Here is a 14383-nt window from a genome sequence, read left to right as displayed (position 1 = left end):
CCGGTATCGTCGCCTCGCTCGCCCTTGCTCGCCGCCTCTGACCAGTGGAGACCCGCATGTCCGGCCGCCCGACCCCGTCCCGCCGTACCGTCCTGCGCGGAGCGGCCCTCACCCCCGTCGCCGGGCTCGGGCTCGCCGGGTGCTCACCGGACGGGGGGACGACGGACGACGAGCCGAGCGCGCCGGTGGACCTCGGTGCGGAGAGCGAGGTCGCCGAGGGGAGCGCGAAGCTGTACCGCGATCACAACGTGGTCGTCAGCCGGGACGCGGACGGCGCGCTGAAGGCGTACAGCACGATCTGCACGCACGCGTTGTGCCCCATCAACAAGCTGGAGGGGACGAAGCTCATCTGTCCCTGTCACGGCAGCGAGTTCGACGCCACGAGCGGTGAGGTGCTGCAGGCGCCGGCCACCGCGCCGCTGAAGGAGCTGCCGGTGGAGGCCAAGAACGGCCGGATCGTGGCGGGGCCGGCGGCCACCGCCTGACGGCCCGCCGGACCGGGCTCACTCCCAGTCCCACCCGATCCCCAGGATCCCCGCGCGGAGCCGCGGCTCCACGACGTGGACCGAGCGGTGCTGCCGGCTGACGGGCAGTTCCTGACGGGCGCTGCGCGGGGCCGCCGCCGAGTGCTGGGCGAACCGGTGGCAGCGCACCGGCAGCCGGTGCTCCGCGAAGCGCACCTGGAGGGCGTACTGCCCGCCCGGCAGGCCGAACCCGCGCGCGTACTCGCGGGACACACCGGCGGTGCCGTCCTCGACGCCGTACCGGAAGAGGAAGGTGTCGCCGGAGCGCAGGCGGGTGTCGAAGAGCAGCTCGGCGACGAGGACGCCGGTGTCGTGGTGCAGCCTCACGCGGCCGGTACGGCAGTTCTCCAGGGCCTGGACGCGCATGAACTCGGGGGTGCAGCCGGGGTCGCCGTGGTAGACGGCCACGAAGCGGTCGACGCCGTCCCGGTGGGCGCGCACGATGTGGTGCGACTCGCGTCCGGCCAGTTCGCCCCGGCCGCCGATCCGCACCCGCTCGTGCAGCCCGAGGGTGTGCAGCCCGCCGTCGACCGGGGCCTCCAGCTCGGCGAGCAGTTCTTCCAGGACGCCGTCGGCCTCGATCAGGGCCCGGTAGGAGCGGCCGGCGGGCCGCCGCTGCGCCGACTGTCCGTCGCCGTCGGCGAGCAGCCGGATCAGTGACTCGTCCGGCAGCTGGAGGATCTCCTCCAGCGCGCGTACCGCGCGCAGCGACTCGGGGCGCTGCGGCCTGCGGGCGCCCTGCTGCCAGTAACTCAGGCTGGTGACGCCCACTTTGACGCCGTATCGCGACAGATGGTGCTGCACGCGCTGGAGCGGCAGTCCGCGCGCGGCGATGGCGGCGCGCAGGGCGACGTGGAAGGGACCGCCGCTCAGCAGCGCGTCCAGGTCCGGGCCCGGCTGCGGGTCCCCGGCGTCCCGGTCCGCGTACGACTCGGGCTCGTGCGCGTACCGCTCCGGCTCGCGCGCGTACGGCTTCGGCTCCTGCGCGTACGGCTCCGGCTCCGCGGTGGCGACGGCGACATCCGCGTGCTGAGGGGCGTGCGGCATGCAGGGGCCTTTCTGTGAGGCGTTCACCACGGCTGGTCGGACCGTTCGCGCGGGCGGCAGGAGGGCCGGGCCCGAGTTCCTCCGCATTGAAGCGTGTTGACCAAGCCCCGACAACACCTGAAACCCAACAGCCGCACATACGTTCCCCGCCCTGGATCCACTCACGTGTTACCGGGGGTAGCCTCTCGGCCCGCCGCCGTTGTCCACAGGCGCGCCGCGCTGTCACCCCTCGCCAGTAGGGTGTGAAACATGGCCGACCCCTCCAGCTACCGCCCCTCTCCAGGGCAGATCCCGGACTCCCCGGGGGTGTACAGGTTCCGCGACGAGCACCGCCGGGTGATCTACGTCGGAAAGGCGAAGAGCCTGCGCCAGCGCCTGGCGAACTACTTCCAGGACCTGGCGGGCCTGCACCCCCGCACCCGCACCATGGTCACCACGGCGGCGTCCGTGGAGTGGACGGTGGTGTCCACGGAGGTCGAGGCGCTCCAGCTGGAGTACTCCTGGATCAAGGAGTACGACCCCCGGTTCAACGTCAAGTACCGCGACGACAAGAGCTACCCGTACCTCGCCGTGACGATGAACGAGGAGTTCCCGCGCGTCCAGGTGATGCGCGGTCACAAGAAGAAGGGCGTGCGCTACTTCGGGCCGTACGCCCACGCGTGGGCGATCCGCGACACCGTCGACCTCCTGCTGCGGGTCTTCCCGGTCCGCACCTGCTCGGCCGGCGTGTTCAAGAACGCCGCCCGCACCGACCGCCCCTGTCTGCTCGGCTACATCGGCAAGTGCTCCGCCCCCTGCGTGGGCCGGGTCTCGCCCGAGGAGCACCGCGAACTCGCCGAGGAGTTCAGCGACTTCATGGCCGGCCGCACCGGCACGTATCTGCGCCGTCTGGAGAAGCAGATGATGGCGGCGGCGGACGAGATGGAGTACGAGCGGGCCGCCCGGCTGCGCGACGACATCGGGGCCCTGAAGAAGGCCATGGAGAAGAACGCGGTCGTGCTCGCCGACGCGACCGACGCCGACCTGATCGCCGTCGCAGAGGACGAGCTGGAGGCGGCCGTGCAGATCTTCCACGTCCGCGGCGGGCGGGTGCGCGGCCAGCGCGGCTGGGTCACCGACAAGGTCGAGGAGATCACCACCGGCGCCCTCGTCGAGCACGCCCTGCAGCAGCTCTACGGCGAGGAGACCGGGGACTCCGTCCCCAAGGAGGTCCTGGTCCCGGCCCTGCCGGACCCGGTCGAGCCGGTCCAGGAGTGGCTCACCGGGCGCCGCGGCTCGAACGTCTCCCTGCGCATCCCGCAGCGCGGCGACAAGAAGGCGCTGATGGAGACCGTCCAGCGCAACGCCCTCCAGGCCCTCGGCCTGCACAAGACCAAGCGCGCCTCCGACCTGACCACCCGTTCGCGGGCCCTGGAGGAGATCGCCGAGGCCCTCGACCTGGACAGCGCGCCGCTCCGGATCGAGTGCTACGACATCTCCCACCTCCAGGGCGACGACGTCGTGGCCTCCATGGTCGTCTTCGAGGACGGCCTCCAGCGCAAGGGCGAGTACCGCCGCTTCCAGATCAAGGGCTTCGCGGGGCAGGACGACGTCCGGTCCATGCACGAGGTGATCTCCCGCCGCTTCAAGCGGTACATCGCCGAGAAGGAGAGGACCGGCGAGTGGGGGGACGAGAACCCGCGGGAGACCGCCGGGACCGGCATCGAGGACGCCGCTGAGGCCACCTTCGAGGGCACTGTGACCGGCAGCGACGGCCCTGTGACCGGTCCTGAGGGCCCTGTGACCGGCCCCGACGGCGCCCTCGGCAATGGCCTGAAGGACGATGACGGCCGCCCCAGGAAGTTCGCCTACCCGCCCCAGCTCGTCGTCGTCGATGGCGGGCAGCCCCAGGTCGCCGCCGCGAAGAAGGCACTGGACGAGCTGGGCATCGACGACATCGCCGTGTGCGGGCTCGCCAAGCGCCTGGAGGAGGTCTGGGTGCCCGGCGAGGACGACCCGGTCGTCCTGCCCCGCTCGAGCGAGGGCCTGTATCTGCTCCAGAGGGTCCGCGACGAGGCCCACCGCTTCGCCATCACCTATCAGCGCACCAAGCGCGCCAAGCGCTTCCGGTCGAGCCCCCTGGACGACGTGCCGGGTCTCGGCGACACCCGCAAGCAGGCGTTGATCAAGCACTTCGGTTCGGTGAAGAAGCTTCGATCGGCGACAATCGACCAGATCTGTGAGGTTCCGGGCATAGGCCGTAAAACGGCCGAGACCATTGCCGCGGCCTTCGCCCAGGCGGCCCCGGCCGCGCCCGCCGTGAACACGGCGACTGGAGAGATCATGGAAGACATCGAGGACGGGGCGCCCGGGACGACGGCGGGCACCCCCGGGGAGCCCGTGACCGCGGGCACCCCGGACGAACGACGGGGGCAGGAGACATGACCGAGCAGGAAAAGCAGCCCACAGCCGAGCGAGATCAGGCCCACAAGGACATGGGCGATGATCAGAGCCGACAGCAACCGCCCGAGGAACACGGAGCACAGGTGAGTACGGCCGGCGAGCCGAACGGGGCCCCCGAGGCCACCATCCCCGAACTGGTGATCATCTCCGGCATGTCCGGAGCCGGTCGCTCGACGGCGGCGAAGTGTCTGGAGGACCTCGGCTGGTTCGTCGTCGACAACCTGCCGCCCGCGCTGATCCCCACCATGGTGGAGCTCGGCGCCCGCTCCCAGGGCAACGTCGCCCGGATCGCGGTCGTCGTCGACGTCCGCGGCCGGCGCTTCTTCGACAACCTCCGCGAATCGCTCGCCGACCTCGACACCCGGGGCGTCACCCGGCGCATCGTCTTCCTGGAGTCCTCCGACGAGGCCCTGGTCCGCCGCTTCGAGTCGGTGCGCCGGCCGCACCCCCTCCAGGGCGACGGCCGTATCGTCGACGGCATCGCCGCCGAGCGCGAGCTGCTGCGCGAGCTGCGCGGCGACGCCGACCTGGTGATCGACACCTCCAGCCTCAACGTGCACGAGCTGCGCGCCAAGATGGACGCCCAGTTCGCGGGCGAGGAGGAGCCCGAGCTGCGGGCCACCGTGATGTCCTTCGGCTTCAAGTACGGCCTCCCCGTCGACGCCGACCTGGTGGTCGACATGCGCTTCCTGCCCAACCCGCACTGGGTTCCGGAGCTGCGCCCCTACACCGGCCTGAACGAGGAGGTGTCGGCGTACGTCTTCAACCAGCCCGGCGCCAAGGAGTTCCTCGACCGGTACACCGAGCTGCTGCAGCTGATTGCCGCGGGCTACCGTCGTGAGGGCAAGCGCTATGTGACCATCGCGGTCGGCTGCACCGGCGGCAAGCACCGCTCGGTGGCCACCTCGGAGAAGCTCGCCGCACGGCTCGCCGCGCAGGGTGTGGAGACGGTGGTCGTACACCGGGACATGGGACGCGAATGACAGGACGTACACCGCGGCTGATCAGGGTCGGCCGGGTCGTGCCGGAGAGCCGGATCGGCCGCCCCGTCGAGGCGCGCGGCGGCCGGCCGCGCCGCCGGGGCACCCAGCCCAAGGTCGTCGCGCTCGGCGGCGGCATGGGGCTGTCCGCCTCGCTCGCCGCGCTGCGAAGGATCACCGGTGACCTCACGGCCGTCGTCACGGTGGCCGACGACGGCGGCTCCAGCGGGCGCCTGCGCGACGAGCTGGGTGTCCTGCCGCCCGGCGATCTGCGCAAGGCGCTGGCGGCGCTGTGCGGCGACGACGACTGGGGCCAGACCTGGTCCCGGGTGATCCAGCACCGCTTCACCTCCCAGGGCGACCTGCACGACCACGCGGTCGGCAACCTGCTGATCGTCGCCCTGTGGGAACAGCTCGGCGACCATGTGCAGGCCCTGGACCTGGTCGGCAAGCTGCTCGGCGCGCACGGCCGCGTGCTGCCCATGTCCGCCGTACCCCTGGAGCTGCAGGCGCTGGTCAAGGGGCACGATCCGGAGCGGCCCGAGGAGGTCGACACCGTGCGCGGACAGGCCACCGTGGCGCTCACCCCGGGCGAGGTGCAGTCCGTGCACCTCGTGCCGCACGACCCGCCCGCCGTGCCGGAGGCCGTCGCCGCGGTCATGGACGCCGACTGGGTGGTGCTGGGCCCCGGATCCTGGTTCTCGTCGGTCATTCCGCACCTGCTCGTGCCCGAGCTGCTGGACGCGCTGACCGAGACCAAGGCGCGCCGGGTACTCTCGCTGAACCTCGCGCCGCAACCCGGAGAAACCGAAGGCTTCTCCCCGCAGCGTCATTTGGAGGTTTTGGGACGACACGCCCCTAAACTCGCCCTGGACGTGGTGCTGGCCGACGAGGCTGCCGTGCCCGACCGCGAGGTGCTCACCGAGGCCGCCAAACGGCTCGGGGCCGCGGTCGAGCTGGCTCCGGTCGCCGCGCGGGACGGATCTCCGCGGCACGACCCGGAGCTGCTGGCCGCCGCGTACGACCGTATTTTTCGGATGCATGGAAGGATCGGCCCATGGCGATGACGGCAGCGGTGAAGGACGAGATCTCCCGGCTCCCCGTCACCCGGACCTGCTGCAGGAAGGCGGAGGTCTCCGCCATTCTGCGGTTCGCCGGCGGCCTCCACCTGGTCAGCGGGCGCATCGTGATCGAGGCGGAGCTGGACACCGCGATGGCGGCCCGCCGGCTCAAGCGGGACATCCTGGAGATCTTCGGCCACAGCTCCGAGCTGATCGTGATGGCGCCGGGCGGGCTGCGCCGCGGCTCGCGCTACGTCGTCCGGGTCGTCGCCGGCGGTGACCAGCTGGCCCGGCAGACCGGCCTGGTCGACGGGCGGGGCCGACCGATCCGCGGCCTGCCCCCACAGGTCGTCTCCGGCGCCACCTGTGACGCCGAGGCCGCCTGGCGCGGCGCTTTCCTGGCGCACGGCTCGCTCACCGAGCCCGGCCGCTCCTCCTCCCTGGAGGTGACCTGCCCGGGCCCCGAGGCAGCGCTCGCGCTCGTCGGCGCCGCCCGCCGGCTCTCCATCGCCGCCAAGGCCCGTGAGGTGCGCGGAGTGGACCGCGTGGTGGTCCGTGACGGTGACGCGATCGGCGCGCTGCTCACCCGCCTCGGCGCCCATGAGTCCGTGCTGGCCTGGGAGGAGCGGCGGATGCGCCGCGAGGTCCGGGCCACGGCGAACCGCCTCGCCAACTTCGACGACGCCAACCTCCGCCGCTCCGCGCGGGCGGCCGTCGCCGCCGGTGCCCGGGTCCAGCGCGCCCTGGAGATCCTCGGCGAGGAGGTGCCCGAGCACCTCGCCGCCGCCGGACGGCTGCGCATGGAGCACAAGCAGGCCTCCCTGGAGGAGCTGGGCGCGCTCGCCGACCCGCCGCTGACCAAGGACGCCGTCGCCGGCCGGATCCGCCGACTGCTGGCCATGGCCGACAAGCGCGCCCAGGACCTCGGCATCCCGGGCACCGAGTCCAGCCTCACCGAGGAGCTGGCCGACAACCTCGTCGGCTGACGTCGGCTCAGAACGCCGGTGATCGCGTCCACTTGGGCGACGGTCACCGGCGTTTTCGTGTCCTTGAGGCACCCTTGACTCGATCATGAAGTGTCATGAGCCTGGCATCTGTTCGCTGACGTGGCGAACCCACGCTAGGGGGGTTCATGAGACACAGAGCGAGATCGATCCTCGCTGTCGGCGCGCTCCTGATCGGCGGAGCGAGCATCGCACCCATCGCCCAGGCACAGAACAGCGGTTCCGAGACGGACTCCGACGAGGTCAAGGTCTTCCGCGCGGAAGTCACCAAGAAGCAGATTCCCCTGCTGCTGGCCGCCGGCCAGGACGGCCATGAACTCAGTGAGCAGGCGCCCGAGAAGGGCACCGCCACGATCGAGGTCTACCTCACCGACAAGCAGGCCGACAAGCTGGAGAAACAGGGCGTCGAGCTCACCGAGCACACCCTGTCGGCCAAGGCCGAACAGCGGGTCGAGGCGGCCGCGGACGGCGTCTACCGGCCGTACAGCGGCAGCGGTGGACTGCGGGAGGAGATCCTGCGGACCGGCCAGGAGAACCCCGGCCTCACCAAGGTCGTCTCCATCGGCAAGACCGTGAACGGCCAGGACATCCTGGCGCTGAAGCTCACCAAGAACGCCGACAAGTCCAAGGACGGCACCAAGCCCTCCGTGCTGTACATGTCCAACCAGCACGCGCGTGAGTGGATCACTCCGGAGATGACCCGCCGGCTGATGCACCACTACCTGGACAACTACCGGACGGACCGGCGGATCAAGAAGATCGTCGACACCACCGAGCTGTGGTTCGTGATCTCGGCCAACCCCGACGGCTACGACTACAGCTTCCAGGGCACCGACGAGCGGCTGTGGCGCAAGAACCTGAAGGACGTCAACGGCGACGGTGTCATCAGCACCGGCGACGGCGTCGACCTCAACCGCAACTTCTCCTACAAGTGGGGCTACGACGACGAGGGTTCGTCCCCCAACCCCACCAGCCAGACCTATCGCGGTGACGCCCCCGGCTCGGAGCCGGAGACCAAGGCGATCGACGCCTTCCAGAAGCGCATCGGCTTCGACCTCGGCATCAACTACCACTCCGCCGCCGAACTCCTCCTCTACGGCGTCGGATGGCAGGTGGCCACCGACACCCCGGACGACGTCATGTACGAGGCGCTCGCCGGCACCCCCGGCAACTCCGCGATCCCGGGCTACCACCCGCAGGTCTCCTCGGAGCTGTACACCACCAACGGCGAGGCCGACGGACACGCCTCCAACGTCAACGGTTTGGCGATGTTCACGCCCGAGATGTCGACCTGCCAGAGCGCCTCGAACGTCGACCCGAACGACGCCTGGCTCCCCGGCGACTGCCAGTCGATCTTCAACTTCCCGGACGACGAGAAGCTGATCCAGCAGGAGTTCGCCAAGAACGTCCCGTTCGCGCTCTCCGTCGCCGAGTCCGCCGCCCGTCCGGACCAGCCGAAGTCCGCGGTCGGCCTGAAGGCCGCCGACTTCACCCCGGCGCCCTTCACCACCTCGTACTCCCGCGGCGCCGACCAGGAGGTCTCCGTCGTCGCCCGCAAGGCCGTGCGCGACAAGGAGCTCAAGTACCGCGTCAACGGCGGCCGTACGCACGACATGGCGCTGCGCCCCTGGAAGGGCGGCGAGACCTACGGCGGTGAGGACAACCTCTACTTCGACGAGTACCGCGCCAAGGTCGCCGACGGCGATGTGGGCGACAAGGTCGAGGTGTGGTTCACCGGTGAGACCAGGAGCGGAAAGGCCGTCTCCAGCGAGCACTTCACCTACACCGTGGCCGAACGCCCGCGCGCGGACGTCCTCGTCGTCGCAGAGGAGGGCGCGGCCGCCGCACAGGCGCAGACCTACGTCGACGCGCTGAAGGCCAACGGGCACCGGGCGGCCGTCTGGGACGTCGCCACGCAGGGCGCGCCCCACGCGCTCGGTGTGCTGGGCCACTTCGACACCGTCGTCCACTACACGGGCGCGGGTGTCCCCGGCAACGCCACCCAGCTCCAGCTGCGCGCCTACCTCAACGAGGGCGGCAAGCTGATCGAGGCGGGCGAGCAGGCCGGCGGCAACGTCGACCTCGGCGGCGGCACCCTGTCCAACGACTTCAGCCAGTACTACCTCGGCGCCTACACCCGTACGTCACTGCCCGGGGCGACCGCCTTCGAGGGCGCCGGCGATCTCGCGGGCACCAAGGGCGCGTTGACCGGGGCGCCGGGCAACCCGCTCAACGCGGCCGGGTCCTACAGCGTCACCTCCGAGACGCTGCCCACGGACAGGTTCCCGCAGTTCGCCAGCGCCGGAGCGGGCCGCTACCCGGGCACCGTCAACCCGTACGGGCCGTACGAGGGCAGCTACATGGCGGCCGTGACCCACAGCGACTACGCCTGGAACCGCCTGACCCGCACCATCGACCTCACCTCGGTGACCGCCGCGCAGGCGCCCACGCTGCGCACCCGGATGCTGTGGAGCACCGAGCCGGGCTACGACCACGCCGTGCTGGAGGCCCGTACGGCGGGCGGTGACGACTGGACCACGCTGCCCGAGAAGGACGGCGCGACCAGCACCGCGGTGCCCGAGGAGTGCTCGGCCGGGTACTTCATCGCGGCCCACCCCGCGCTGAAGCGGTACCTGACCCTCGACGGCGGGGCCTGCACTCCGTCCGGCACCAGCGGGGCCTGGAACAGCTTCACCGGGGCGTCGGCCGGCTGGCAGGAGGTCTCCTTCGATCTGTCCCCCTACGCGGGCCGGACCGTCGAGGTCTCGCTCGGCTACATCACCGACCCCGGCTCCGGCGGCCGCGGCGTCCTGGTCGACAACGCCTCCGTCGTGATCGGCGGCAGCGCGGCGGAGACCGAGGGCTTCGAGACGTCGCTCGGCGCCTGGACCACCCCCGGCCCGCCCGCGGGCAGCCCCGCGGTGGTCAAGGACTGGTCGCGCGCGGGTCAGCTCTTCCAGACCTACGGCGCGGTCACCACCGACGACACCGTGCTGCTGGGCTTCGGCCTGGAGCACGTCGTCGCCCCGGCCGACCGCGCGGCCCTGCTCGGCAAGGCCCTGACCTCTCTCGACTCCGACTGAACTCCGCGCGGCACTCCTGGTGATCGAAGGATGACAGGGAGATAGGACAAAGGGGCGGTCCGTACCCCTACTGACGGGTACGGACCGCCTGCCCGTGTATGGGGCATCTCGATGTCACCGCGGGGGCCTCAGGGAGGTAGGGTCGTAGGCGGTCGGGGACATCCCAAATACAGCTCGCCGGCACCGCATGGCCGGCGTACCAACGAGGAGATCGGTTCGTGACGATCCGCGTAGGCATCAACGGCTTCGGTCGTATCGGTCGCAACTACTTCCGCGCACTGCTGGAGCAGGGTGCTGACATCGAGATCGTGGCTGTCAACGACCTGGGTGACACCGCGACCACCGCTCACCTGCTGAAGTACGACACGATTCTGGGCCGCCTCAAGCAGGAGGTCACCCACACCGCCGACACGATCACGGTCGACGGTCACACCATCAAGGTCCTGTCCGAGCGCAACCCCGCCGACATCCCGTGGGGCGAGCTGGGCGTCGACATCGTCATCGAGTCGACGGGCATCTTCACGAAGAAGGCCGACGCCGAGAAGCACATCGCCGGCGGCGCCAAGAAGGTCCTCATCTCGGCTCCGGCCAAGGACGAGGACATCACCATCGTGATGGGCGTCAACCAGGACAAGTACGACCCGGCGAACCACCACGTCATCTCCAACGCCTCCTGCACCACCAACTGTGTGGCGCCGATGGCCAAGGTTCTCGACGAGAACTTCGGCATCGTCAAGGGCCTGATGACGACGGTGCACGCGTACACGAACGACCAGCGCATCCTGGACTTCCCGCACAAGGACCTGCGCCGCGCCCGTGCCGCCGCCGAGAACATCATCCCCACCACCACCGGTGCCGCCAAGGCCACCGCCCTGGTGCTGCCGCAGCTGAAGGGCAAGCTGGACGGCATGGCCATGCGCGTCCCGGTCCCGACCGGCTCGGCCACCGACCTGGTCGTGGAGCTCTCGCGCGAGGTCACCAAGGACGAGGTCAACGCCGCGTTCAAGAAGGCCGCCGAGGGCGAGCTGCAGGGCTACCTGACCTACACCGAGGACGAGATCGTCTCCTCGGACATCGTCAGCGACCCGTCGTCCTGCACCTTCGACGCCTCCCTGACCATGGTCCAGGAGGGCACCTCGGTGAAGATCCTCGGCTGGTACGACAACGAGTGGGGCTACTCCAACCGCCTCGTCGACCTGACGGAATTCGTCGGCAACCAGCTCTGATCCTTCGGAGCAGGCACTCGATGTGAGAGCAGGGCTCGGGCGGCGCAGGGACGCGCCGCCCGGGCCCTGACTCACGTACGGACCGGCCCTCTTAGGATCACGAGCATCACGCACACTTCTCGGGAGCCCTCTCAATGAAGACGATCGACGAACTCCTCGCCCAAGGTGTCACCGGCAAGCGGGTCTTCGTCCGCGCCGACCTCAACGTGCCGCTGGACGGCACCACGATCACCGACGACGGCCGGATCCGCGCCGTCCTGCCCACCGTCAAGGCCCTCGCCGAGGCGGGCGCCCGCGTGATCGTGGCCTCCCACCTGGGCCGCCCCAAGGGCGCCCCGGACCCCGCATTCTCGCTGGCGCCCGCCGCCGCCCGGCTCGGTGAACTCCTCGGCGCCGACGTGGCCTTCGCGACCGACACGGTCGGCGAGTCCGCCGAGGCCGTGGTCACCGCCCTCGCCGACGGCCAGGTCGCGGTCATCGAGAACCTGCGCTTCAACGCGGGCGAGACCGCCAAGGACGACGCCGAGCGCGCCGCCTTCGCCGACCGCCTCGCCGGCCTCGCCGACGTCTACGTCGGCGACGGCTTCGGCGCCGTGCACCGCAAGCACGCGTCCGTGTACGACCTCCCGGCCAGGCTGCCGCACTACGCCGGCTACCTCATCGCCACCGAGGTCGGCGTCCTGAAGAAGCTCACCGAGGACGTCAAGCGCCCCTACGTCGTCGCGCTCGGCGGCGCCAAGGTGTCCGACAAGCTCGCCGTCATCGACCAGCTGCTCGGCAAGGCCGACCGCATCCTCATCGGCGGCGGCATGGCCTACACCTTCCTCAAGGCCAAGGGCCACGAGGTCGGCATCTCCCTCCTGCAGGAGGACCAGGTCCCGGCCGTCACCGAGTACATGGAGCGCGCGGAGAAGAACGGCGTCGAGCTGGTTCTCCCCGTCGACGTGCTGGTCGCGACGGAGTTCCCGGACCTGAAGACCAAGGCCCCGGCCAACCCCACGACCGTCGCCGCGGACGCCATCCCGGCCGACCAGGAGGGCCTGGACATCGGTCCGGAGACCCGCAAGCTGTACGCCTCGAAGCTCGCCGACGCGGCCACCGTCTTCTGGAACGGCCCCATGGGCGTCTTCGAGCACCCCGACTACGCCGAGGGCACCAAGGCGGTCGCCCAGGCACTCCTCGACTCCCCGGCCTTCACGGTCGTCGGCGGCGGCGACTCCGCGGCCGCCGTGCGCATCCTGGGCTTCGACGAGACCGCATTCGGCCACATCTCGACCGGTGGCGGCGCCTCCCTCGAATACCTCGAGGGCAAGACGCTCCCCGGCCTCGCCGCACTGGAGGACTGACCCTCAATGACCACCCGTACGCCGCTGATGGCGGGCAACTGGAAGATGAACCTCAACCACCTCGAGGCCATCGCCCACGTCCAGAAGCTCGCCTTCGCCCTCGCGGACAAGGACTACGAGGCCGTCGAGGTCGCCGTCCTGCCGCCCTTCACCGACCTGCGCTCCGTGCAGACCCTGGTCGACGGCGACAAGCTGAAGATCAAATACGGCGCCCAGGACATCTCGGCGCAGGACTCCGGCGCCTACACCGGTGAGATCTCCGGTCCGATGCTGGCCAAGCTGAAGTGCACGTACGTGGCGATCGGCCACTCCGAGCGCCGCCAGTACCACAACGAGACCGACGAGATCGTCAACGCCAAGGTCAAGGCCGCCTACAAGCACGGCCTGACCCCGATCCTGTGCGTGGGCGAGGAGCTGGAGGTCCGCGAGGCGGGCAACCACGTCTCCCACACCCTCGCCCAGGTCGAGGGCGGTCTGAAGGACCTCCCGGCCGAGCAGGCCGAGTCCGTCGTGATCGCCTACGAGCCCGTCTGGGCCATCGGCACCGGCAAGGTCTGCGGCGCCGAGGACGCCCAGGAGGTCTGCGCCGCGATCCGTGGCAAGATCGCCGAGCTGTACACGCAGGAGCTGGCCGACAAGGTCCGCATCCAGTACGGCGGCTCCGTGAAGTCGGGCAACGTCGCCGAGATCATGGCGCAGGCCGACATCGACGGGGCCCTGGTGGGCGGCGCGTCGCTCGACGCCGACGAGTTCGTCAAGATCGTGCGCTTCCGCGACCAGTGAGTTCCTGGTAGGCGGGATCCGTCGTACCCTTGCGGGGGCACAGTCCTTGGCTGTGCCCCTGTCGTCCATCCAGATCCGAGGAAGTTGGTCCAGCCGTGGTTATGGGGTTCTCGATCGCCCTGATCGTCTTCAGCGGGCTGCTGATGCTGCTGGTGCTGATGCACAAGGGCAAGGGCGGCGGCCTCTCCGACATGTTCGGTGGCGGTATGCAGTCCTCCGTCGGCGGCTCCTCGGTCGCCGAGCGCAACCTCGACCGGATCACCGTCGTGGTCGGTCTGCTCTGGTTCGCGTGCATTGTCGTGCTCGGCCTTCTGATGAAGGTGAACAACTGACCGGCACGCACAATCCGTACGTAAGGCCCCATGTTCGGTACGCGCAGCTGAGCGCGGCCTATCATGGGGCTTGCGTCTAGATGTGGGGGCTGTAACTCCAATCACTGGACGCGCGTTGGGCCTTACGTAGACTGAGGCGCTCGCAACGAGGCGACACGCCGACTCGCTTCGCGGCACCATCACGCAGGGAGTTACGACCGTGGCAAGTGGCAACGCGATCCGAGGAAGCCGGGTCGGGGCGGGGCCGATGGGTGAGGCCGAGCGCGGTGAGTCCGCGCCCCGGCTGCGCATCTCCTTCTGGTGCTCCAACGGGCACGAGACCCAGCCCAGCTTCGCCAGCGACGCGCAGGTCCCCGACACCTGGGACTGCCCGCGCTGCGGCTTCCCCGCCGGACAGGACCGGGACAACCCGCCGGACCCGCCGCGCACCGAGCCCTACAAGACGCACCTGGCGTACGTACGGGAGCGGCGCAGTGACGCGGACGGCGAGGCGATCCTCGCCGAGGCGCTCGCCAAACTGCGGGGCGAGATCTAGAAGTTGAGGACCGGCCAGGC

At 70.3% G+C, this 14383-nt stretch carries 12 protein-coding genes; 11 read left to right on the top strand and 1 reads right to left on the bottom strand.

Annotation, left to right across the window (positions count from 1 at the left end; translation table 11 throughout):
* Positions 1–56 precede the first annotated feature (56 nt).
* A complete protein-coding gene (locus tag AC068Z_RS29770; RefSeq protein ID WP_478562283.1) occupies positions 57–485 on the top strand; it encodes a Rieske (2Fe-2S) protein in 429 nt (142 codons plus the stop codon).
* Positions 486–503: 18 nt separating this feature from the next.
* Here AC068Z_RS29770 and AC068Z_RS29765 read toward each other — a convergent pair whose 3' ends face one another.
* The gene (locus tag AC068Z_RS29765; protein ID WP_478562280.1) at positions 504–1571 is read right to left on the bottom strand and encodes a hypothetical protein; all 1068 of its coding nucleotides are present in this window, start codon (positions 1569–1571) and stop codon (positions 504–506) included.
* Between the two features lie 249 nt (positions 1572–1820).
* On the opposite strand from AC068Z_RS29765, the gene uvrC reads away from it, so the two are divergent.
* The 10 genes from uvrC (at position 1821) to AC068Z_RS29715 (ending at position 14363) form a co-directional block, all read left to right on the top strand.
* Entirely contained in the window at positions 1821–3995 is a 2175-nt protein-coding gene (gene uvrC / locus AC068Z_RS29760; protein WP_478562278.1) for an excinuclease ABC subunit UvrC, read from the top strand.
* The gene (rapZ, locus tag AC068Z_RS29755) at positions 3992–4996 is read left to right on the top strand and encodes an RNase adapter RapZ (protein WP_478562276.1); all 1005 of its coding nucleotides are present in this window, start codon (positions 3992–3994) and stop codon (positions 4994–4996) included. The genes uvrC and rapZ overlap by 4 nt, the downstream gene beginning before the upstream one ends.
* Complete coding sequence (locus tag AC068Z_RS29750) at positions 4993–6060, top strand: gluconeogenesis factor YvcK family protein (protein WP_451724805.1); 1068 nt, start codon at positions 4993–4995, stop codon at positions 6058–6060. Before rapZ ends, AC068Z_RS29750 begins: the two co-directional genes overlap by 4 nt.
* Positions 6051–7040 carry a DNA-binding protein WhiA gene (whiA, locus tag AC068Z_RS29745; protein ID WP_478562272.1) on the top strand — a complete coding sequence of 330 codons (990 nt, stop codon included), beginning with the start codon at positions 6051–6053 and terminating at the stop codon, positions 7038–7040. Before AC068Z_RS29750 ends, whiA begins: the two co-directional genes overlap by 10 nt.
* A gap of 146 nt (positions 7041–7186) precedes the next feature.
* Positions 7187–10141, top strand: a complete 2955-nt coding sequence (locus AC068Z_RS29740; RefSeq protein WP_478562270.1) for a M14 family metallopeptidase — start codon at positions 7187–7189, stop codon at positions 10139–10141.
* 218 nt (positions 10142–10359) lie between these two features.
* Complete coding sequence (gene gap, locus AC068Z_RS29735; protein WP_478562267.1) at positions 10360–11367, top strand: type I glyceraldehyde-3-phosphate dehydrogenase; 1008 nt, start codon at positions 10360–10362, stop codon at positions 11365–11367.
* A gap of 134 nt (positions 11368–11501) precedes the next feature.
* Entirely contained in the window at positions 11502–12713 is a 1212-nt protein-coding gene (locus AC068Z_RS29730) for a phosphoglycerate kinase (protein ID WP_478562264.1), read from the top strand.
* 6 nt (positions 12714–12719) lie between these two features.
* Positions 12720–13496: a triose-phosphate isomerase gene (tpiA, locus tag AC068Z_RS29725; RefSeq protein ID WP_478562261.1), complete on the top strand. Its 777-nt coding sequence runs from the start codon at positions 12720–12722 to the stop codon at positions 13494–13496.
* A gap of 101 nt (positions 13497–13597) precedes the next feature.
* Positions 13598–13828 carry a preprotein translocase subunit SecG gene (gene secG, locus AC068Z_RS29720; protein WP_015661252.1) on the top strand — a complete coding sequence of 77 codons (231 nt, stop codon included), beginning with the start codon at positions 13598–13600 and terminating at the stop codon, positions 13826–13828.
* Positions 13829–14027: 199 nt separating this feature from the next.
* Positions 14028–14363 carry an RNA polymerase-binding protein RbpA gene (locus tag AC068Z_RS29715; RefSeq protein WP_003957010.1) on the top strand — a complete coding sequence of 112 codons (336 nt, stop codon included), beginning with the start codon at positions 14028–14030 and terminating at the stop codon, positions 14361–14363.
* The last annotated feature ends 20 nt before the right edge of the window (positions 14364–14383 follow it).

The organism is Streptomyces sp. NPDC043726 (assembly GCF_056436565.1).
Note: the sequence above shows the minus strand (reverse complement) of the source record. Positions and strands in the feature narration are given on the sequence as shown.